Here is an 18,716-nt window from a genome sequence, read left to right on the forward strand (position 1 = left end):
TCTCCAATCAAATAAAAGGCTTACTGCCAGCGGCGAAAGATCAGCGACGTGTTGACGCCGCCAAAGGCAAAGTTGTTGTTCATCACGTAGTCGTTGTGCATCTGGCGGAACTCGCCGCGCAGGTAATCCAGTTCGCCGCAGCGCGGGTCGACTTGATCGAGGTTGAAGGTCGGCACGTATTGGTCACGGTTCATCATTTCGATGCTGAACCACGACTCCAGCGCGCCGCAGGCGCCCAGGGTATGGCCCAGGAAGCTCTTCTGCGAACTGATGGGCATGCGGCTGCCGAACAGGCTGCTGGTGGCCAGGGTTTCGGCAATGTCGCCTTGTTCGGTGGCGGTGCCGTGGCCGTTGACGTAGCCGATGGCATCCGGCGTCAGGCCGGCATCTTCCAGGGCCAGTTCCATGGCGCGACGCATGGTGACCTGCTCCGGACGGGTGGTGTGCTGGCCGTCAGCGTTGCTGCCAAAGCCGACGATCTCGGCATGGATATGCGCGCCACGGGCCAAGGCATGTTCCAGCTCCTCAAGCACCAGCATGCCGCCGCCTTCGCCGATCACCAGGCCATCGCGGCCGCTGTCGTAGGGGCGTGGGCTGGTTTGCGGGGCGTCGTTTTTCAGGCTGGTGGCGTAGAGCGCATCAAACACCATGGCTTCGGTGGGGCACAGCTCTTCGGCGCCACCGGCGAGCATCAATGGCAGGCGGCCGAACTTGATCGCCTCATAGGCATAGCCGATGCCCTGGCTACCGCTGGTGCAGGCGCTGGACGTGGGGATCAGGCGCCCGGTGAGGCCAAAGAAAATGCTGATATTGGCTGCCGTGGTGTGCGGCATCATGCGCACATAGGAGTTGGCGTTCAGGCCCTCGGCCACCGAGTTGAGCAGCATATTGCCAAAGGCCTTGATCTCATCGGTGCTGCCGGTGGACGAGCCGCAGGCCACGCCCATGCGTCCGTCCTTGATCGACGCATCGCCCAGCAGGCCGGCGTCCTGCAACGCCTGCTCCGCGGCCCACACGGCCAGGCGCGAGACCCGGCCCATGCTGCGCAGTTGCTTGCGGGTCCAGTGGGCCGGCACCACAAAATCATCAATCGGCCCGGCCAAACGGGTGTTCAGTTCGCTGAAGCGATCCCACTCATCCATGCGCCGGATGCCGCTGCGCTGGGCACGGAAGTTGGCGACGATGGTTTCCCAGTCGCAGCCCAGGGAGGTCATGCCGGCCATGCCGGTGACTACCACACGTTTCATCAGCACAGGCCCCCGTTCACGGCCAGGACCTGGCGGGTGATGTAGCCGGCTTCGGCCGACATCAGGAAATTCACCGCACTGGCGACTTCTTCGGGCGTACCCATGCGTTGCGCGGGGATCATTTTCATCAGTTCTTCCACCGGCACGTTCTCATCAAGCATTGCCGTGTCGATCAGGCCGGGAGCCACGCAGTTGACGGTGATCTTGCGCTTGCCCAACTCGATTGCCAGGGCCTTGGCCGCGCCGATCAAGCCGGCCTTGGACGCGCTGTAGTTGACCTGGCCACGATTGCCGATCAGCCCCGAGACCGAAGTGATGCACACAATGCGCCCGGCCGCGCGGCGCCGGATCATCGGCATCATCACCGGGTGCAGCACGTTGTAGAACCCATCGAGATTGGTGCGCATCACCACGTCCCAGTCGTCTTCCGACAGCGCCGGGAACGCGCCATCGCGGGTCAGCCCGGCGTTGAGCACCACACCGTAATAGGCGCCGTGGGCCTCAACGTCGGCTTCGAGGATCTGCTTGCAGGTGGCACGGTCTGCCACATCGAATTGCAGCACCCGCGCCTTGCGGCCCAGGGCCTGGATTTCGACCTGTACGGCATCCGCCCCGGCGCGACCACTGCGGCAATGCAGCACGATGTCATGGCCGGCCTGGGCCAGGCGCAGGGCGATAGCGCGGCCGATACCCCGGCTGGAGCCGGTGACCAGTACGGATTCAGTCATGACGCGTGTCCTTCGATTCAGCTAAATAGTTGGCCGCCTGGGGCGGTCGAAATACGTTCAGGCGCGCGCTGGCCTGGATCCCGTCGCCGGTCAGGTGGCATTCGAACACACCCATGCCGTTGTCGTCTTCCAGGGAGCGCAGGCCGTGGATGGTCAGTTCGGTGCCGACGGGAAAGTGCTCGACGTTGCATTCAAACTTACGGGTGCCCAACAGGAACCCCAGCTCGACGGCCTCACCGTTCTGCCGCGCCCGGCAGCCGGCATAGGCGGCGACGCTTTGCGCCATCAACTCGACGCCGACCCAGGCCGGCAGGCTGCCGTCGGGGCGGTTGAACAGGCCGCCAGGCTTGACGGTGAGGCGGGTGCGGATCTGCTCTTCATCGAACGCCAGCACCTGGTCGATCAGGATCATGTCCCCGGCGTGGGGCAGCAGTTCGGCGAGCGGCCAATTGATCATGGGGCGTCTCCGATAATCAGGCTGACGTTATTGCCGCCGAAGGCAAACGAGTTGCTCATCAGGCAGCGTTTTTCCAGGGTGTCGCCGACCTTGGCCCAGCGCAGGGCGGGCAGCGCCGGGTCGGCCTGGCCGTCCCAGATATGCGGCGCCAGCGCGCCCTCGACCAGGCTCAGCCAGCAGAACGCTGCTTCCAGCGCCCCGGCGGCGCCCAGGGTATGGCCGGTCATCGGCTTGGTCGAGGAACAGGCTACGCCAGCGGGAAACAGTGTCGCCACGGCCAGGCTTTCCATGGCGTCGTTGTGCTGGGTCGCGGTGCCGTGCAGGTTCAGGTAGCCGATCTGCTCCGGTGCCAACTTCGCACTGGCCAGGGCCTTGCTCATCGCCTGCAAAGCGCCCTTGCCCGTGGGTTCCGGCGCGGAAATATGGTGTGCATCGCAGCTCGCGCCGCTGCCCAGCAGGGCAATGGGGGCCGGGGTCTTGCTCATCAGGAACAGCACCGCCGCCTCGCCGATGTTGATGCCATTGCGGTTCACCGAAAACGGGTTGCTACGCTCGCAAGACACGGCCTCCAGGGAGGTAAAGCCATTGAGGGTCAGCTTGCACAGGCTATCGACCCCGCCACACAGCACTGCATCGCACAGGCCCAGGTCCAGCAGGCGACGCGCGCTCATCATCGCGCGAGCGCTGGAGGTGCAGGCAGTGGAAATCACATAGGCCGGGCCGCTCAGTTGCAGCCAGTCGGCGAGGAAGTTGGCCGGGGCGCCGAGTTCTTGTTGCCGGTAGTCGTAATCTTCGGGGAACTGCCCTTGCTGCAGGTAATGGGCAATGCCGCGACTGGCTTCATCGATGCCCGAGGTGCTGGTGCCCAGTACGATGCCGACGCGCGAGGCGCCAAAGGTCTGGATCGCCTGCCGGATCGGGCCTTCGATCTGCAAGGCGGCTTCCAACAGCAACTGGTTATTGCGGCTGTTCTGCTGGGCCAGGTGCGGCGGCAGCGCCGCCAGTTCGCCGGGCACGCTGCCCACCGGCAGTACCCGATCGGGCACCCAGCCGCTCTCGGCGCGCATGCCCGAGCAATCCCCGGCAAACAGGTTGCGCCGCACTTGCTGCTGGCCACGGCCCAAGGCGCAGATGATCCCGAGGGCATTGAGGTAGGCGGTCATGGGCTGCTCTCAAGCGCGGTGACGCGATAATCCAGGTGCTGGGCGGGCATGCTCACGGTGAAGGTCAAGGGCGCGCGGTAAATCACTTGCCAATGCGGCTTGAGCGCCCGCACACCGTCGTCCTCACGGGCTTGGGGATAGCTGCCTGGCAGCTCGGCGGCGGGCGTCAAAGCGAACAGCAAGGCGGCAAACAATTCACGGGCTTGGGGGTTGGGCGGCAATAAACCATCCGCTTGCCAACTGCCGGCCACCAGTTTTTGCCGGGCGAGGGGGATGCCCAGTGGGTCCATCAGCGACCAGCGCAGTGCTTCGCCCTCGCGCTGGATCACCAGCAGCCAGTCCTGGCGCTGGCCGTCCTGCTCGCGCTCGATATGCAGTTGCACGGGCAAGGCCAGGCTTGGCGTATGCACCGGCAGCGGCGGCTGGCTGGCACACGCGGCCAGCAGCAACAGGCAGCCGATCAACAACGCACGCATCATGCTGGCGTGCCTGTGAGTGGCTTGCGTGCGACCACATTCACCAGGGTTTCTTCACGCTCGCCAAACGGCTTGGGCTGGCGCAGGCCCCAGCGCTCCAGCAGGCCGAAGTCTGCCGAGCGGCTCCACCACAGGTACGGGTACGAGACATTCTGCGGGCCGAACTCGAAACCCTGGTCGCGGATCATCTCCAGGTACTCGGCGGCGCTTTTCTGCACATGCATCGGGTGGCGGAACAGCCAGCGAATCACCCAGGTATCGATATAGGCTTCGGTGGACTCGGCAAACAGCAGGTAACCGCCGGGCTTGAGCACCCGGTAAAACTCGGTCAGTGCCCGTTGCTGCTCCACCAGGTGGTGGAAGGTCTGGTGGCAGAACAGGATGTCGACACTTTCATCGGCCACTTTAAGCGTTGCGCAATCGCTGCCGATCAATTCGATCTCAATGCCCTGGCGTGCGGCTTCGGCACGGCTCAAGTCGAGGCTGTGCGGGTCGGCGTCAAGGCCGATCAGGCGCTCGGGGGCGAACACCTGCTGCAGGTAACGGAACGATTTGCCCTGGCCGCAACCGGCATCCAGCAGCACTGGTGCTTCTGGCAACGGGTCGCTGAACAGGCTGCGCAGGTCGTTGATCGCCACGCGCAAGACGTGATGCTGCCAGGTGTGGCTGCGCAGGAACCAGAAGCCGAATTTGGTCTCTTCGACGTAGTTTTTGCTCAAGTACTCTTTTGACACAGATGGGCTGCTCATAGGTTTTCCCCCGCACAGATTTCCGAAAGCATCCGCAAACGGCGCTTGGGTTCGCTGACAAAGGGGTTGCGTTCGTCCCAGGCATAACCGGCGAGGATCGAGCTGATCATGCGGCGGATTTCCGGGGAGCTGCCAGGGTGGTAGATCACATCCTGGAACGTGCCGGCGTACCAGCCTTCGACGTAGCAACGGAAGGTATCGACCCCGCGCTTGAGCGGTTCGGCAAACTCGGTCTGCCAGTCCACGCTCTCGCCTTTGAGCTGGCGATGCAGGACGCCTGCGGCCATGCTGGCCGAGCGCATGGCGATGGTCACGCCCGAGGAGAACACCGGGTCGAGGAACTCCGCCGCGTTGCCCAGCAGCGCAAAGCCGGGGCCGTGCAAGGTGGTGACGTTGGCCGAGTAGCCGCCGATGGTCCGCGCCGGGGTATCCCACACTGCGTTCGCCAGAACGTTGGACAGGCTCGGGGTTTGTTCGATAAAGCCGCGCAGGCAGGCATCGAGATCCCCATCACAACCGTCGAAATGCTCCTTGGCCGCGACCACGCCCACCGAGCAGCGCCCGTTGCTGAACGGGATGGTCCAGAACCAGATATCACGCTGGGTGGGGTGGGTGGTGATGAGGATCTTGGTGCGGTCGAAGCCTGGGTGTTCGATACGGTCTTCGACATGGGTGAACACCGCCTGGCGCAACGGAAAGTTCGAGGGTGCTTCCAGGTTCAGCAGGCGGGGCAGCACGCGGCCGTAACCGCTGGCGTCGAGCACGAAGCCGGCCTTGATGTGGTATTCGCGGCCATTCTCGCGGCGCACATGCAGGTAGCGGTGGCCAGCGGCGAAGTCCACGCCGACCAGGGTCTGGCCGTAACGGATCTCTACGCCTTGCAACGCCGCCTGATCGGCCAGCAACTTGTCGAAATCGGCCCGCTGGACCTGGAAGGTAGTGGGCTTGCCTTCACTGAACGTGTCACCGAAATCAAAGGCACTGTAGCGCTCGCCCCAGGCAAACGCGGCGCCGGTTTTCAGCTGGAAGCCGGCGGCGTTGACCGCCTCGAGCATGCCGGCTTCTTCGATAAAGTCGATGCAGTGGGACAGCAGGCTCTCGCCGATGGAAAAACGCGGGAAGTGCTCGCGCTCGATGATCAACACATCATGCCCGTTACGCTTGAGCAACGCGGCCGCAATGGCACCGGACGGGCCGGCACCGATCACCACGACCTGGCGACGTTCCATTTCAACTGTGGGCACTGTGGCTCCTTGCCGGGTTGGCGATCATCACATTCAACTGAAAAAAATTAGTGGGCATCATGGCGCATGTTCCTGGCGGCCGGCCCAGGGTGCCAGCATAAAGCTGAAGGCCAGGCCCAGGCTGACCGACAGGCCGAAGTTACTCACCGCCGGGGTGCTGGAGACTGCCAGCAAACCAAAGGACAGCCAGGTGGTGACGGCGGCCAGCAATGTCCCCAGCAGACTGACCGCGGCACCGCCGATCTGTTCGCGCATGAGGATCGCATAATCGACGCTGATCGCTGTGACCAGCAGCAGGCCAAACAGGCTGAACAGGGTCAACGGTTGCCCCAGCCAACCGAGGCTGGCCAGGCTGCACAGGGCGGCCAGCAGCGGCAGGGCGACAATCCGCAGTGCGCCACCCAGGCCAAAGGGCAGGACCAGCAGCAAGACGATCAGTACACAGGACAATAATTTCAATTCGGCGGCGCTGACCTGGGTCGCGGCAAATACCTGGTTCAAGTCGCCGAGGCGGTCTACCAGCTCCACCCCCGCTAAGTCCTGGGCCTGGATCCGCAGCAGCGCCGGGTTGTTCAGGCCTTGCAGGCTGACCATCGCTGCCACGCCGCCATCGACATTGCCCAGCCACAACAGGCGCCAGGGCTCGGCCAATGGTCCGTTCAGGGCGTCGTCGATATCTTCGGTGGGCAGCGCCTGCAGTTGCGCCAGTTCGGCTTGCAGGGCGCTGGCGGGGATGCCGAGGTCCAGCAGCGGTTGCCACAGCGCCGGCAACTGCGAGAGGGCCTCGCGCACTTGCTGCTGTTGGCTGGGGGTGCTGACCAGTTGATTGAGTGCCAGGTAACCCTGCAGCTTGTCCATGTGCACCAGTTGATCCAGGCGTTGGCTCAGGGCAGCCTGGCGTTCCAGCAACTGCTGTTGATTGTCCGCCCGCACCAGGAAGAACTGGCTGGTGGGCTGGTAGCCGGTAATCCGCGCAATGGCCTGGGCCTCTTGCAGTAACTGCGGCGGCGCGCCGATCCACTGGCGAATATCGTTCTTGCTGTTCAGCTGCCACAGGCCACCGGCGCAGAACAGCAGGGCCAGCACCAGCAGCGCCTGGCTTGGCAGGCGCTTGAGCAGCGACTCGCGCACCCCCAGCAGGAACTCGGCGACCCGCAGTGGCCATTGCGCCGGGCGCAGGTCGATGCCGTTGAGCAGCGCCGGCAACAGGCACACTGCCGACAGATAGGCGCCCACCAGGCCGGCGGCGGAGAACACCGCGATCTGGGTCAGCGCCGGGAATGGCGTCCAGGCCAGGGCCAGGTAGCCGATGCAACTGGTGGCCAGGCTCAGGCTCAGGCCCGGCAGGGTCAGGCGCAAGGCCGGCCAACTGCGCCAGGGTTGCAGGCTCCAGCTCTTGGACAGGTAATGCAGTGGGTAGTCGACCGCCACGCCGATCAGGCTTGCGCCCAGTACCAGGGTCATTACATGCATATGGCCAAACAGCGCCACGCAGGCGACTGCGCCAAACAGCATGCCCACCAGCACCGGGACAAAGGCCAGCAACACGCGCCAACGGCGGAACGCCAACAGCAACAGCAACAGAATACCCACGGTCGCGCCGCCGCCGACCCAGGTCATCTCGCGGCTGGCCTGCTGTTGACCGTTGGCCGCGTACAGCAGGCCGCTGGCGGCAAGCAGTTGCACGCCTTGCTCGCTGGCCTGGTCGCGGCTTGCTTGCAGGAGGTCGGCGACTTGCAGCGGCAGTTTCATATCAAAGGCATTGCCCTGGGTACGCGCGCGCAGCAGCACCCAGCTTTGCCCGTCGGCATCGGCGATCAACGCGCCGCTGCCGATATCCAGCTGCACCGCGCCGTGTTGCGGCTGGCTGTTCTGGATGCGCCCGGTCAGGCCCAGCCAGTCGTCCTGGCTCGACACCAGGCTGAAGCCGGTAAAGGGGTCGAACAGTGTCTGCACCCGCTGCTGGATAAAGGCTTCGGGCTCGGCGATCAACTGTTCGCGGTCCTTGGCCGAAAGCATCGCCAGGCGCCCTTGCAGCAGTTGCTGGCGCAGGGCTGGCAGGTCGGCCTGCAGAGTCCAGGTGACCTTCTCAAACAGGCCACTGGCTTGCCAGCGCTCACCCAGTTGTTGGGCCATGGTCAGCGCTTGCTGGCGCTCGGCATGCCCGACCAGCACCAGCATCTCGCGGTTCAGCGGCTCTTGCATGCGTTGCTCGGCCGCCAGTTCCAGGGCGTTCGGGGTGTTGCCCGGCACCAGCTCCATCAGGTTCGCCGACAACGGCGCGCCATGGCGCCATTGCCAGCCGGCCAGGGCCAGCACGGCCACCAGCAGGATCAGGAACAGACGCGGCAACCAACGCTCACTGGGCAAAGTCGTGTTGCTCCGCGTCGCTCAAGGGTTGTGTGCTGGTGCTGTCCTGCATGCGCAACAGGGTACTGTCGCCCTGGGTTTCCAGCAGTTCGATGGTGTGCACCAACTCGCCGCCATCGATATTGATCTGGGTGAACACTTGCTTGAGCAGCAGCGAGCGTGGGATCAGCGTGAGTTTCCAGGCCTTGGCCTCACCTTGCAGTTGCAACTCGAAGTCGCGCTGCAAGCCACTGCTGTCGCCTTGCAGCACGGCAAGGAACAAACGGTTCTGCTCAGCGCCGGCGCTTTTGTTCGGCAGGGGCTGCCAGCCGCTGGCATCGCGGCGGGCTATGCCTTGGGCGTTGATGCGATAGTCCTGTTGCAACGGGGTTTTGAGCAGCCAGAGCAGGCCGTGGTCCCGGGCCAATACGAAGGTGCCTTTGCTGGTCAACGGCTGGGGCAGGGCACGCAGGTGTTTCTCCTGGATGAAACTGCCGTGGATCACCGAGGGCTTGGCCAACTGATCGCTCAGTTGTTGCAAGTCGAAGGCATAAGCCCCAAAGCTCAAAAACAACCCAACCCCTGTAGGAGCGAGCTTGCTCGCGAAAAACCCGAGGACGCCGCGCAGTGTCAGGCACCCCGCGTTATCGTTGACGACCATCGCGGGCAAGCCCGCTCCTACAGGGAAGTCCTTTCGCCGGCCCTCTGTAGGAGCGAGCTTGCTCGCGAAAAACCCGAGGGCGCCGCGCAGTGTCAGGCACCCCGCGTTATCGTTGGCGACCATCGCGGGCAAGCCCGCTCCTACAGGGAAGTCCTTTCGCCGCCCCTCTGTAGGAGCGAGCTTGCTCGCGAAAAACCCGAGGACGCCGCGCAGTGTCAGGCACCCCGCGCTATCGTTGACGACCATCGCGGGCAAGCCCGCTCCCACAGGGAGGTCCTTTCGCCGCCCCTCTGTAGGAGCGAGCTTGCTCGCGAAAAACCCGAGGACGCCGCGCAGTGTCAGGCACCCCGCGCTATCGTTGACGACCATCGCGGGCAAGCCCGCTCCCACAGGGGTCAGCATTTCAGGGCCCTTTCGACGGCGGTGGTGAATACGCTGGGCGAGGCCAACTGCATTTCGCGGCTGGCGATTTCGACGGCCACTTGCACGGTGCTGGCGCGGGTCAGGCGTTCGCCGCTGGCAAGGTCGGTGATCAGGTAGTTGACCTTCAAGCGGTTCTCCCACTCCACCAGGCTGGCGCGCACGTTGATGGTCTGGCCAAAGGTGGCGCCACGCACGTAGCGCAGTTGCATGTCGATCACCGGCCACGCATAGCCGGATTCGAGCATCGCCGTGTAGTTGTGGCCGAGCTTGTCCAGCAGCGCGCAACGGGCGATTTCCAGGTATTTCACGTAATGGCCGTGCCAGACCACGTTCATCGTGTCGATGTCGAAGAACGGCACGAGGATCTGCGTGTCGCTGTGCAATACGCCGGGGCTACGCATGCAGCCTCCAGTGTTGCGCGGCGATGCGTTGCAGGCACAGGCGCAGTTCGCCTTCCAGGGCGCGGTCTTCAATCACCGGAGGGAAGTCCTTGGCCAGCTCGATGTGCATGGCCGCCAGGGCCGGCGGCAATGGCCGTGCATCTTCAACCTGGGCGCGCAGCCACACGCCCTGGTTGGCGGCGAGCAAGGTGGCGGCGGCCACCTGTTCGGTCAGCTCCAGCACGCGGATCGCATCGCGGGCGGCGATGGTGCCCATGCTCACCTTGTCCTGGTTGTGGCACTCGGTGGAGCGCGAGAACACGCTGGCCGGCATGGTGTTTTTCAACGCTTCGGCGGTCCAGGCGCTGGTGCCGATCTGCACAGCCTTGAAGCCGTGGTTGATCATCGCGCGATCCGCCGGGGCGCCCGACAGGTTGCTCGGCAAACCATGGTTGTAGCGCTCGTCCACCAGCAGTGCCAGTTGCCGGTCGAGCAGGTCGGCGACGTTGGCCACCAGGTTTTTCAGGCTGTCCATGGCAAAGGCGATATGCCCGCCGTAGAAATGCCCACCGTGCAGCACGCGCTCGGCTTCGGCGTCGATGATCGGGTTGTCGTTGGCGCTGTTGAGTTCGATCTCGATAAACGAACGCAGCCAGTTCAGGCTGTCGGCCAGCACACCGAGGACGTGGGGCGCGCAGCGCAGCGAGTAGCGGTCCTGCAAACGGTGCAGCGGCGCGGTCGGGGCGTCGATGGCCAGGTCCTTGCGCAGCCAGGCCGCAACCTGCATCTGCCCGGGGTGCGGCTTGGCGGCGAACAGGCGCTCGTCAAAGTGCTCCGGGTTGCCTTGCAGCGCCACCACGTTCAACGCGGTAATACGCGTGGCCAGTTGCAGCAGGTAGTCGGCGCGGGCAAAGGCCAGGCAGGCGAGGCCGGTCATCACTGCGGTGCCGTTCATCAGTGCCAGAGCTTCCTTGGGCCGCAGCACCAACGGTGTCCAGCCCAGCTCGCGGTGGACGTCGGCGGCTTGGCGGCGCTCGCCGTGGAACAACACTTCGCGCTCGCCGGACAAGGTTGCGGCCACGTAGGACAGCGGCGTCAGGTCGCCGCTGGCGCCCACCGAGCCCTCTTCGGGGATCAGCGGCAAGATGTCGTGTTCAAGGAACGCCTGCAGGCGCTCCAGCAGTTCAACCCGTACCCCGGACACGCCATGGCACAGCGACTGCAAGCGCGCCGCCAGCACCGCACGGGTGGCCTGGGCGTCGAGCAACTTGCCCAGGCCGCAGCCGTGGAAGGTGTACAGGTGACGCGGCAAAGCCTCGACATGCTGCAACGGTACCGCCACCACACACGAATCGCCGTAGCCGGTGGTCACGCCGTAGATCACGCCTTCCTTGTCCAGCAGCGAATCGAGGAACTGCGCGCCCTTGGCGATGCGCTGGCGGTAACCGGCATCGTCTTGCAGGCGGGTAGGCGCCTGACGGTTGGCCAGGGCCAGCACGTCTTCGATGCGCAAAGGGAGTTCGCCGAAGGTTACCGGCTCAAGCAGATGCGTCGTCATCGGTCTTCCAGAAAGGGTAAAAGTTGAACCATTGTTGGGGCGCTTGCAGGCAGAACTGGCCCAGGCGCTCGGCATAGCGGGCGGTCCAGTGGGCGATTACGTGCTGGCGGTCGCTGCGTTTCCATTCGATCAATTGGGCGAAGGGCTCGATGATCAATCGATAGCGCCCCTGGTGCTTGAGGCACATCAGCAGGTTGACCGGGCATTTGAGCAGGCCGGCCAGCAGCCAGGGGCCCTGGGGGAATGCCGCGTCATGGCCGAGAAAGTCCACGCGCACCGTGCGCCCGCCATGCAGCGGGATACGGTCGCCGGCAATCGCCAGCCATTCACCGTCGTCCAGGCGCTGGCTTAGCAGCAGCATCACCGCCGGGTCCAGTTCGCTGACCTGGATCAGGCGCAGGTTACTCGCCCCGGCTTCGCCCAGCAGGCGGTTGAACTGTTCGGCATGCTTGGTATGCACCAGCACGTTCATGGTGACTTTCTCGCCCAGTTCCGCCAGGGCGCGGCACACTTCCAGGTTGCCCAGGTGGGCGCCCACCAGCATCTGCCCGCGCTCGCCGCGCAGTTGCCCGCGCAGTTGGGCGGGGTCGATGATTTCGATCTGCTCCAGGCGCAGCTTGCCGTTCCACACATCGAGCTTGTCCAGCAAGGCGTCGGCGAAGGCCATGAACTGGCCGAAGACCTTGGTGTGGCTGGGGCGCAGGTCGTCGCGCCCGCTCCAGTCGGCCAGGCGCTGCTGGTATTGCCAGATGCTCCGGCGCGCGGTGCGGCCAAACAGGAAAAAGTACAGGACGATGCCATACAGCAGCGGGCTCAGCAGCCGGCGCCCGAGCACTTTGGCGGCGAACGCGGTGAGTTTCATCAGCCAGAAACTGCCGCGCTCCTGGCGGTCGGCCCAATGCCGGGGGCTGTCGCTCATGCCTGCCACCGTCGCCACAGAATCAACGGCGCACGCATCAACATGCCGAAGAACAGCCGGGTGTGCATCGACGAAATCAGCAGGTTGTCGTGGAACAGCCGAAAGTGCGACAGGCCATCGGCCGGGTAATGCACCTTGGTCGGCAGCCAACGCATCGGCTGGTTGCGCCACGACAGGCGTACGAGGATGTCGGAGTCGAAATCCATGCGCTTGCCGATCCGCGCCGAGTCCATCAGCGCCAGCACCGGAGGCAGGGGGTAGATGCGAAAGCCGCACATTGAATCGCGGATTTGCAGGGACAGGCTGTTGATCCATACCCAGAAGTGGGTCAGGTAACGGGCGTAGAGACGGCCCTTGGGCACGCTGTCGTCGTATTCGGGGTAGCCGCAGATCACCGCATCAGGGTGGGTGCGTGAGGCGTCGAGAAACAGCGCGACTTCGCGCAGGTCGTGCTGGCCGTCGGCGTCTACTTGCAGGGCATGGGTAAAGCCCAGGCGCGCGGCTTCGCGAAAGCCGGCCATCACGGCTGCGCCCTTGCCTTGATTGACGGGCAGGGTCAGCAGCGACACGTTATCCAGGCTGGCCAGTTGCGCCAGCACCACCGCGCAGGCCGGGCTGCTGCCATCGTCCACCAGCAGGCAGGGCAGGCCGTGGTCCAGCAGGCTACGGACCACGGCGGGCACGGCGGCTTCGTGGTTGTAGACCGGGATCAGGGCGCAGGGGTTATGCATGACAGGCCTGCTTGCGGTGTAGGGAGGTGGATGGGGCTATGGCTGTGGCTGTGGCTGTGGCGAGCGGGCTTGCCCCGCGCTGGGCTGCGCAGCAGCCCCAGAAAGCCCTACGCGGTTTTTCAGACAGAATCCCGTTGCCGGTTTTGGGGCTGCTGCGCAGCCCAGCGCGGGGCAAGCCCGCTCGCCACAACAAGCCCATTAGCCGCGGGAACAGGGGCTCACTCATGGGGTTGCTCCAGCAAAACCCGCCCACTGGAACACGCCGCACTGTCGTTGCGATAGGCAAAGTACAACTTGCCGCGCTCGCGATCAAAACGCAGGTGCAGTTCGATCACGTCGCCAGGGCGTACCAGTTGCTGGAACTTGAGCACTTCCATGCCGGCAAACGTCGGCGGCAGGTCGAGCAATTGCTGGCCCAGGTTGAACGCCCATTCCACCTGCACCACACCCGGCAATACCGGCGTGTGAGGGAAATGCCCGCTGAAGTAGGCCAGGTCCGGGGGGATGCTCAGTTGCAGGGTCCATTCGCCGTCAGTTTCGACTTGCGCCAGCACTTGCGGGGCCTTGGGGCGCGGCGCCAGGAGCAGGGCTTCGATCTGTGCCTGGGGCAGTTTGCCCTGGGGGTTGAACGGCAGCTGCCGCAACAAGCGCCAGCGACGGGGCAGGGCCAGGGCTTCGCAGTGTTGGCTCAGGTGTTGGCGCAGGGCCTGGGTGACGCTGCGCCGGCCTTGGTTACGCAAGGCGTGCAGGCCGTCGCCACTGAGCACCACCAGGGCGCCGAGGGATGCGCGGTTTTCCTGGACCACCCCCAGGCGCGCTTCCGCAACCCACGCGTGCTCGGCCAGGGCGTGTTCGAGCATGGGCAGGGAGATGCGTTTTTCTTCCAGCTTGACGATCCGATCCAGGCGCCCGAGCAATTCGAAGCGGCCGTCGGCGTAGATCTGGGCGGCGTCGGCAGTCTGTTCGACATGCCCGGCCGGCAGGTACGGCGAGGCAATGCGCAAGGCGCCCTCGGCATCCTGGCTCAGGCACACATCGGCAAACGGCTGCCAGGGCGTTTGGTCCTGGCGCCAGGCAATGCCGCCGGTTTCCGAGCTGCCGAGGATCTCGGTCGGCCACTGCTGCAGGCGTTGGTGCAGGCTGTTGGCCGCGTCGATGGGCAGCGCACCACCGGAGGAGAACACGCGCTTGACGCTGCTCAAGGCCGCCCAGTCGAGGTTATCGCCCATGCGTTTGAGCAGGGCCGGGCTGGCCACCCAGGCAAAATGCGGGTGCTGGCGACTGATGCGCTGCACGTCCTCGGGGAACGGCAGTTGCTGGCGCACAAAGCTGCGACCGGCGCACAGCGGCCACAGCACCCGGAACAGCAGGCCATAGATATGCTGGGTGGCGACGCTGCCGATGATGCACGCCTGGCCCAGGTCGGCGCCCCACAAGGCTTCCAGGGCCCGCACCTCGTTGGCCAGTTGGCGCAGGGTCTTGTCGATGCGCTTGGGCTCGCCGCTGGAGCCGGAGGTACACAGGCCCAAATGGCAGGCGTCCAGGTCCAGGGCGGCGGCGGCCAGCGGCGGTTGGTAGAGCGCATCCAGGTCGCCCGCTTCGGTCAGCCAGGCGTCAACATCAGCGGCCCAGCGTTGGCGCGTCTGGGGTTGCAGGTCGGCTGGCAGCAACACGCTGACCCCGGCCTGCCAGGCGCCCAGCAAGGCAATCGCCAGCTCGCCGGCGTCGTTCAAGTGCACCGCCAGGCGCTGGATGCCGCGGGCTTGCAGGCCGGCCGCCAGGCTCAGGGCCCGTTCGCACAGCTGTGCGTGGTTCATCGCAGGTTCGGTGGTGACCGAACGCAGTTCCACAGGCTCAAGCAACAGATGCTCAAGATTGACCCAATTCATACGCGGCCTCGAACCCTTTGTCGTACCAGCCATTCCACGGCAAACAACAGGCCCATCAAGCCATAGGCGATCAGGCCGTTGTACAACATCCACCAGCTCAGCGGTGCCCACAGGGTGAGCGCGGCGGCGAGCAGGCCGTTACACAAAAAAAACACACTCCATACCACGGTGACCTGGCGCGTGTACGCAATAGCCTTTTGCGGCAGATGCGGGTCACTCAGGCGCGCCAGGCGCTCGACCATCGGCGGGCCGTATTTCAGGCTCAGGCCGAACAGCGCGAGCATGAAGGTGCTGACCAGGCTCGGGTACCAGCGCAGCAGTTGCGGGTTGTCGAACCAGGCCAGCAGCAGGCAAAACACCACCGCGACAAAGGCCATCCAGCCACTGCCGGGGCGCCGTGCGCGGGTCAGCGCGCGCAACAGCCACAGGCAGGCCAGCAGCAGGCCGAATTGCCAGGGCGCGAAATGCTCCGTGCCGTAATACACCGCAAAAGGATACAGCAGCCCTACCAGCAACAGGCCAAGGCCGATCAGCCGGCTCATGCGGCCGGTTGGACCAGACGGTAGACCGCCTCGACCACGTCATTGACCGTACGCACGGCCTTGAACTCTTCGGCGGCGATTTTCTTGCCGGTCTGGCGCTTGATATGGTCGATCAGGTCCACCGCATCGATGCTGTCGATTTCCAGGTCCTGGTACAGGTTGGCGTCGAGGGTGACCCGCTCCGGCTCCAGTTCAAACAGTTCCACCAGGGCGTCGCGCAGGGTGTTGAAGATATCGTCACGAGTTTGCATGGTCGGGTCTCAAGCTGCCTGTCTGGCCGTGACGAACGCCGCAAGGCTGGCCACGTTGATAAAGTGATTGCGGGTGTCCTTGGCGTCGGCATCGATCTTGATACCGTACTTTTTCTGGATCGCCAGGCCCAATTCCAGGGCATCTACCGAATCCAGGCCCAGGCCTTCGCCGAACAGGGTTTGCTCGCTGCCGATGTCGCTGGCGTCGATGTCTTCCAGGCCCAGGGCCTCGATGATCAGGGTTTTAATGTCGTGCTCAAGGCTGTTGGGGTTGCTCATCTTCGGCGAGCTCCTTAATGAAATAGTGATGCAGGTAATCGTTGAGCTTGCGTGAGGCCTGGGGTGCGGGCCCTTGTGAGGCAAACACCTGTGGGTCTATATCGGCCCCCACCTGCAAACTGAAGTGAAAGCGGCGGTTGGGGATGCGATACCAGGGCTCGGCCTTGGTCAGCGTGGTCGGGCTGACCTTGAGCACCACGGGGGTGATGATTGTCGCACCGCGCAGGGCGATGGCGGCGGCCCCGCGATGAAAGGCCGGCGGCGCGCCTGGCACGGTGCGGGTGCCTTCGGGGAAGATGATCAGGGTCTGGCCGCCACGCAGGGCGCCTGCGGCGGCATCGAGCATGTCGATGCTGCCGTCGTTGCTGATATAGCCGGCATCGCTCACCGGGCCCCGGGTGAAGGGGTTTTGCCACAGGCTTTGCTTGACCACGCAATTGGCCTGGCGCACCAGGCCGATCAGCACCACCACATCGATCAGCGACGGGTGATTGGCGATGATCATCTGCCCGGGGCGCCCGAGTTTTTCGGCGCCTTCGACGCTGTAGGTCAGAATGCCGGCGCGGTACATCATGTTGATAAAGAACCAGAACAACCGCCCGATGGTCAGGCGCGCGCGACGTTGGTGTTGCTGGGCGTCCCCCGGCAGGCAGCTGAGCAGTGGAAACACCAGCAGGCGCAGGCACAAGCCGCCCAGGCCGAACAGCACGAAGCTGGCCGCCGTGGCGAACAGGCGCCAGTAGTAGGCGTCCCGGGGCTTGTCGGTCAGGGTTTGCGTTGCCAGTTCCATACTCGGTTCTTCCAGGCATGTTGGCAGGCACCTTGCTCGTTGAGCAGGGTGCGCAGCAGGTTCAGGGCGTGGGGCCACTGGGTCTCGGTGGGTTGGACCGTTGCGGTGTGCAGCGCCAGTTGCCATTCGTCGCCTGGGGTCAGCAGCAGGCCCAGGGCATAGGGGAACGGCACATCATTGATCCAGCGCGTGTAGGCCGGGGGTGGCTGTTCTTCGGTAATCACCAGCAGCACGGCCGGCGCGCCTTCGTTTAGCAGGGCCGCCGCTTCGAGCATGCCGTGCTCCAGGCCGTCGCCTGCCGCTGCCAGGGCGGTCATTTCGCTGGTTTCATTGCGCAGGATCGACCATAGGCCAATCACCGCATTGTGTACCGACAGGCTGAACTGGGTGGGCGACAGGGGCTGGTCATTGGCCAGGTCGCTGAGGATATCCAGGGTGCGGGGGGTTTCGCCATGACGTGAAACAAACACCAGCGGCAGGTCCTGCAGGCCTTCTGCCAAGGGCCAGCCGACGCTGAAGGCCATCCGGGCCAGGCGGCTCAGGCGCCGGCGCTGCATGGCCGGCAGGAACGACACATCGGGCGCGGCATCGCTTTGGGCCAGCAACGTCGGGGCCTGGCACCAGTCGCGCCAGGCATCCACGCTGTCGAGCCCAGGGGCCCAGGCGCGCCATTGGGCGATGTTGAAATTGATCACTGAGAAGATTTCCCGCCCCTGCGGGCTTCCTTGTGCTGCAGTTTGCCCCGCAATGGCGGGACATGGCGCGATGGCCGAGTGGCGCGCATTATCCCGGTGCGGTGGGGTTCTAGCAAACTTTGGTAAAGAATTGTTCACGAGATATTACAAAGTCAGCGAAATGAATCATCGATTCTCCGCCAATGGCTGTAGGTGTTTGGTGTCAGGCAGGTCTGTGTTGGTTGGCGTAATACGAGATAGTTATGCGGGATCGATCCTCTGATGCTGTAGTACATGCTTGATCAAGGTAGCGAGCGGGCGCTTTTGCCCTCTACACTCGGGCATTCATTGATACACGGAGGTTTTTCCATGCGGCGCGTGGTGTTCAATCAAAAAGGCGGCGTTGGCAAATCCAGCATCGCCTGCAACCTGGCGGCGGTCAGCGCTAGCGAAGGCTATCGAACCCTGTTGGTGGACCTCGATGCACAGGCCAACTCGACCCAGTACCTGACGGGGCTGACGGGTGACGATATCCCCATGGGCATTGCCGATTTCTTCAAGCAGACCCTGTCATCCGGGCCGTTTTCGAAGAAAAACCAGGTGGATATCTACGAAACCCCATTCGACAACCTGCACGTCATCACCGCCACCGCGGAACTGGCGGACCTGCAGCCCAAGCTTGAGGCCAAGCACAAGATCAACAAGCTGCGAAAACTGCTTGATGAATTGGCCGAGGATTACGACCGGATTTACCTGGATACGCCGCCGGCCCTGAACTTTTATGCGGTTTCCGCGCTGATTGCAGCTGATCGCGTATTGATCCCGTTCGATTGCGATAGTTTTTCGCGTCAGGCGCTGTACGGCCTGCTGGCGGAAATCGAAGAGCTCAAGGACGACCACAACGGAGGCCTGGAAGTGGAAGGCATCGTGGTCAACCAGTTCCAGGCCCGGGCGAGCCTGCCGCAGCAGATGCTCGACGAGTTGATTGCCGAAGGCCTGCCGGTGTTGCCGGTGTACCTGGCCAGTTCCGTGCGCATGCGCGAGTCCCACCAGGAAAGCAAACCGCTGATCCACCTCGACCCGCGCCACAAACTGACCCGACAGTTCGTGGAGCTGCACAACCTGCTGGAAAACACCTGATCTGAAGGGTGAACACGGTCTATGTGGGAGCTGGCTTGCCTGCGATGACGGTGTGCCAGCTTGCAT

At 64.2% G+C, this 18,716-nt stretch carries 20 protein-coding genes; 1 reads left to right on the forward strand and 19 read right to left on the reverse strand.

Annotated elements, in window-relative coordinates:
* Positions 1-20: 20 nt before the first annotated feature.
* From GDV60_RS02915 to GDV60_RS03005, 19 genes are all read right to left on the reverse strand, one after another.
* Complete coding sequence (locus tag GDV60_RS02915) at positions 21-1,247, reverse strand: beta-ketoacyl-ACP synthase (protein WP_070996545.1); 1,227 nt, start codon at positions 1,245-1,247, stop codon at positions 21-23.
* Positions 1,247-1,975, reverse strand: coding sequence for a 3-oxoacyl-ACP reductase FabG (fabG, locus tag GDV60_RS02920; protein WP_159906220.1), 729 nt, complete (start codon positions 1,973-1,975; stop codon positions 1,247-1,249). Before fabG ends, GDV60_RS02915 begins: the two co-directional genes overlap by 1 nt.
* Positions 1,968-2,432, reverse strand: coding sequence for a hotdog family protein (locus tag GDV60_RS02925; RefSeq protein ID WP_159906222.1), 465 nt, complete (start codon positions 2,430-2,432; stop codon positions 1,968-1,970). Before GDV60_RS02925 ends, fabG begins: the two co-directional genes overlap by 8 nt.
* Entirely contained in the window at positions 2,429-3,595 is a 1,167-nt protein-coding gene (locus tag GDV60_RS02930; RefSeq protein ID WP_159906224.1) for a beta-ketoacyl-[acyl-carrier-protein] synthase family protein, read from the reverse strand. Before GDV60_RS02930 ends, GDV60_RS02925 begins: the two co-directional genes overlap by 4 nt.
* Positions 3,592-4,074, reverse strand: coding sequence for a DUF3261 domain-containing protein (locus GDV60_RS02935; RefSeq protein WP_159906226.1), 483 nt, complete (start codon positions 4,072-4,074; stop codon positions 3,592-3,594). The genes GDV60_RS02930 and GDV60_RS02935 overlap by 4 nt, the downstream gene beginning before the upstream one ends.
* On the reverse strand, positions 4,071-4,805 hold the full coding sequence (locus tag GDV60_RS02940) for a class I SAM-dependent methyltransferase (RefSeq protein ID WP_169870417.1): 735 nt from the start codon (positions 4,803-4,805) through the stop codon (positions 4,071-4,073). The genes GDV60_RS02935 and GDV60_RS02940 overlap by 4 nt, the downstream gene beginning before the upstream one ends.
* 11 nt (positions 4,806-4,816) lie before the next feature.
* Positions 4,817-6,064 carry an NAD(P)/FAD-dependent oxidoreductase gene (locus tag GDV60_RS02945; RefSeq protein WP_224791170.1) on the reverse strand — a complete coding sequence of 416 codons (1,248 nt, stop codon included), beginning with the start codon at positions 6,062-6,064 and terminating at the stop codon, positions 4,817-4,819.
* 57 nt (positions 6,065-6,121) lie between these two features.
* Positions 6,122-8,434: an MMPL family transporter gene (locus GDV60_RS02950; RefSeq protein ID WP_159906230.1), complete on the reverse strand. Its 2,313-nt coding sequence runs from the start codon at positions 8,432-8,434 to the stop codon at positions 6,122-6,124.
* A complete protein-coding gene (locus GDV60_RS02955; protein ID WP_159909173.1) occupies positions 8,424-9,074 on the reverse strand; it encodes an outer membrane lipoprotein carrier protein LolA in 651 nt (216 codons plus the stop codon). Before GDV60_RS02955 ends, GDV60_RS02950 begins: the two co-directional genes overlap by 11 nt.
* Before the next feature lie 395 nt (positions 9,075-9,469).
* The gene (locus tag GDV60_RS02960; RefSeq protein ID WP_029296114.1) at positions 9,470-9,898 is read right to left on the reverse strand and encodes a thioesterase family protein; all 429 of its coding nucleotides are present in this window, start codon (positions 9,896-9,898) and stop codon (positions 9,470-9,472) included.
* Positions 9,891-11,435, reverse strand: a complete 1,545-nt coding sequence (hutH, locus tag GDV60_RS02965; RefSeq protein ID WP_104911427.1) for a histidine ammonia-lyase — start codon at positions 11,433-11,435, stop codon at positions 9,891-9,893. The genes GDV60_RS02960 and hutH overlap by 8 nt, the downstream gene beginning before the upstream one ends.
* The gene (locus GDV60_RS02970; RefSeq protein WP_104911428.1) at positions 11,416-12,354 is read right to left on the reverse strand and encodes a glycosyl transferase; all 939 of its coding nucleotides are present in this window, start codon (positions 12,352-12,354) and stop codon (positions 11,416-11,418) included. Before GDV60_RS02970 ends, hutH begins: the two co-directional genes overlap by 20 nt.
* Entirely contained in the window at positions 12,351-13,085 is a 735-nt protein-coding gene (locus GDV60_RS02975) for a glycosyltransferase family 2 protein (RefSeq protein ID WP_133713952.1), read from the reverse strand. The genes GDV60_RS02970 and GDV60_RS02975 overlap by 4 nt, the downstream gene beginning before the upstream one ends.
* A gap of 218 nt (positions 13,086-13,303) precedes the next feature.
* On the reverse strand, positions 13,304-14,974 hold the full coding sequence (locus tag GDV60_RS02980; RefSeq protein WP_159906232.1) for an acyl-CoA synthetase family protein: 1,671 nt from the start codon (positions 14,972-14,974) through the stop codon (positions 13,304-13,306).
* Entirely contained in the window at positions 14,971-15,516 is a 546-nt protein-coding gene (locus GDV60_RS02985; protein ID WP_159906234.1) for a hypothetical protein, read from the reverse strand. Before GDV60_RS02985 ends, GDV60_RS02980 begins: the two co-directional genes overlap by 4 nt.
* Entirely contained in the window at positions 15,513-15,767 is a 255-nt protein-coding gene (locus tag GDV60_RS02990; RefSeq protein WP_003209389.1) for an acyl carrier protein, read from the reverse strand. Before GDV60_RS02990 ends, GDV60_RS02985 begins: the two co-directional genes overlap by 4 nt.
* A gap of 9 nt (positions 15,768-15,776) precedes the next feature.
* On the reverse strand, positions 15,777-16,046 hold the full coding sequence (locus GDV60_RS02995) for a phosphopantetheine-binding protein (RefSeq protein ID WP_070996513.1): 270 nt from the start codon (positions 16,044-16,046) through the stop codon (positions 15,777-15,779).
* The gene (locus GDV60_RS03000) at positions 16,024-16,836 is read right to left on the reverse strand and encodes a 1-acyl-sn-glycerol-3-phosphate acyltransferase (protein WP_159906236.1); all 813 of its coding nucleotides are present in this window, start codon (positions 16,834-16,836) and stop codon (positions 16,024-16,026) included. The genes GDV60_RS02995 and GDV60_RS03000 overlap by 23 nt, the downstream gene beginning before the upstream one ends.
* Complete coding sequence (locus GDV60_RS03005) at positions 16,812-17,531, reverse strand: beta-ketoacyl synthase chain length factor (RefSeq protein WP_159906238.1); 720 nt, start codon at positions 17,529-17,531, stop codon at positions 16,812-16,814. The genes GDV60_RS03000 and GDV60_RS03005 overlap by 25 nt, the downstream gene beginning before the upstream one ends.
* Positions 17,532-17,879: 348 nt before the next feature.
* Between GDV60_RS03005 and GDV60_RS03010 the strand changes: the two genes are divergently transcribed.
* Positions 17,880-18,650: a ParA family protein gene (locus GDV60_RS03010; RefSeq protein ID WP_159906240.1), complete on the forward strand. Its 771-nt coding sequence runs from the start codon at positions 17,880-17,882 to the stop codon at positions 18,648-18,650.
* Positions 18,651-18,716 lie beyond the last annotated feature (66 nt).

This window comes from Pseudomonas sp. DTU12.1 (genome assembly GCF_009873475.1).
GTDB lineage: Bacteria > Pseudomonadota > Gammaproteobacteria > Pseudomonadales > Pseudomonadaceae > Aquipseudomonas > Aquipseudomonas proteolytica.

Bases quoted from the DNA above. Each gene is read 5' to 3' on its own strand.
- GDV60_RS02915 (WP_070996545.1), bottom strand. From the start codon at position 1,247: ATGAAACGTGTGGTAGTCACCGGCATGGCCGGCATGACCTCCCTGGGC.
- fabG (WP_159906220.1), bottom strand. From the start codon at position 1,975: ATGACTGAATCCGTACTGGTCACCGGCTCCAGCCGGGGTATCGGCCGC.
- GDV60_RS02925 (WP_159906222.1), bottom strand. From the start codon at position 2,432: ATGATCAATTGGCCGCTCGCCGAACTGCTGCCCCACGCCGGGGACATG.
- GDV60_RS02930 (WP_159906224.1), bottom strand. From the start codon at position 3,595: ATGACCGCCTACCTCAATGCCCTCGGGATCATCTGCGCCTTGGGCCGT.
- GDV60_RS02935 (WP_159906226.1), bottom strand. From the start codon at position 4,074: ATGATGCGTGCGTTGTTGATCGGCTGCCTGTTGCTGCTGGCCGCGTGT.
- GDV60_RS02955 (WP_159909173.1), bottom strand. From the start codon at position 9,074: ATGGTCGTCAACGATAACGCGGGGTGCCTGACACTGCGCGGCGTCCTC.
- GDV60_RS02960 (WP_029296114.1), bottom strand. From the start codon at position 9,898: ATGCGTAGCCCCGGCGTATTGCACAGCGACACGCAGATCCTCGTGCCG.
- hutH (WP_104911427.1), bottom strand. From the start codon at position 11,435: ATGACGACGCATCTGCTTGAGCCGGTAACCTTCGGCGAACTCCCTTTG.
- GDV60_RS02970 (WP_104911428.1), bottom strand. From the start codon at position 12,354: ATGAGCGACAGCCCCCGGCATTGGGCCGACCGCCAGGAGCGCGGCAGT.
- GDV60_RS02975 (WP_133713952.1), bottom strand. From the start codon at position 13,085: ATGCATAACCCCTGCGCCCTGATCCCGGTCTACAACCACGAAGCCGCC.
- GDV60_RS02980 (WP_159906232.1), bottom strand. From the start codon at position 14,974: ATGAATTGGGTCAATCTTGAGCATCTGTTGCTTGAGCCTGTGGAACTG.
- GDV60_RS02985 (WP_159906234.1), bottom strand. From the start codon at position 15,516: ATGAGCCGGCTGATCGGCCTTGGCCTGTTGCTGGTAGGGCTGCTGTAT.
- GDV60_RS02990 (WP_003209389.1), bottom strand. From the start codon at position 15,767: ATGCAAACTCGTGACGATATCTTCAACACCCTGCGCGACGCCCTGGTG.
- GDV60_RS02995 (WP_070996513.1), bottom strand. From the start codon at position 16,046: ATGAGCAACCCCAACAGCCTTGAGCACGACATTAAAACCCTGATCATC.
- GDV60_RS03000 (WP_159906236.1), bottom strand. From the start codon at position 16,836: ATGGAACTGGCAACGCAAACCCTGACCGACAAGCCCCGGGACGCCTAC.
- GDV60_RS03010 (WP_159906240.1), top strand. From the start codon at position 17,880: ATGCGGCGCGTGGTGTTCAATCAAAAAGGCGGCGTTGGCAAATCCAGC.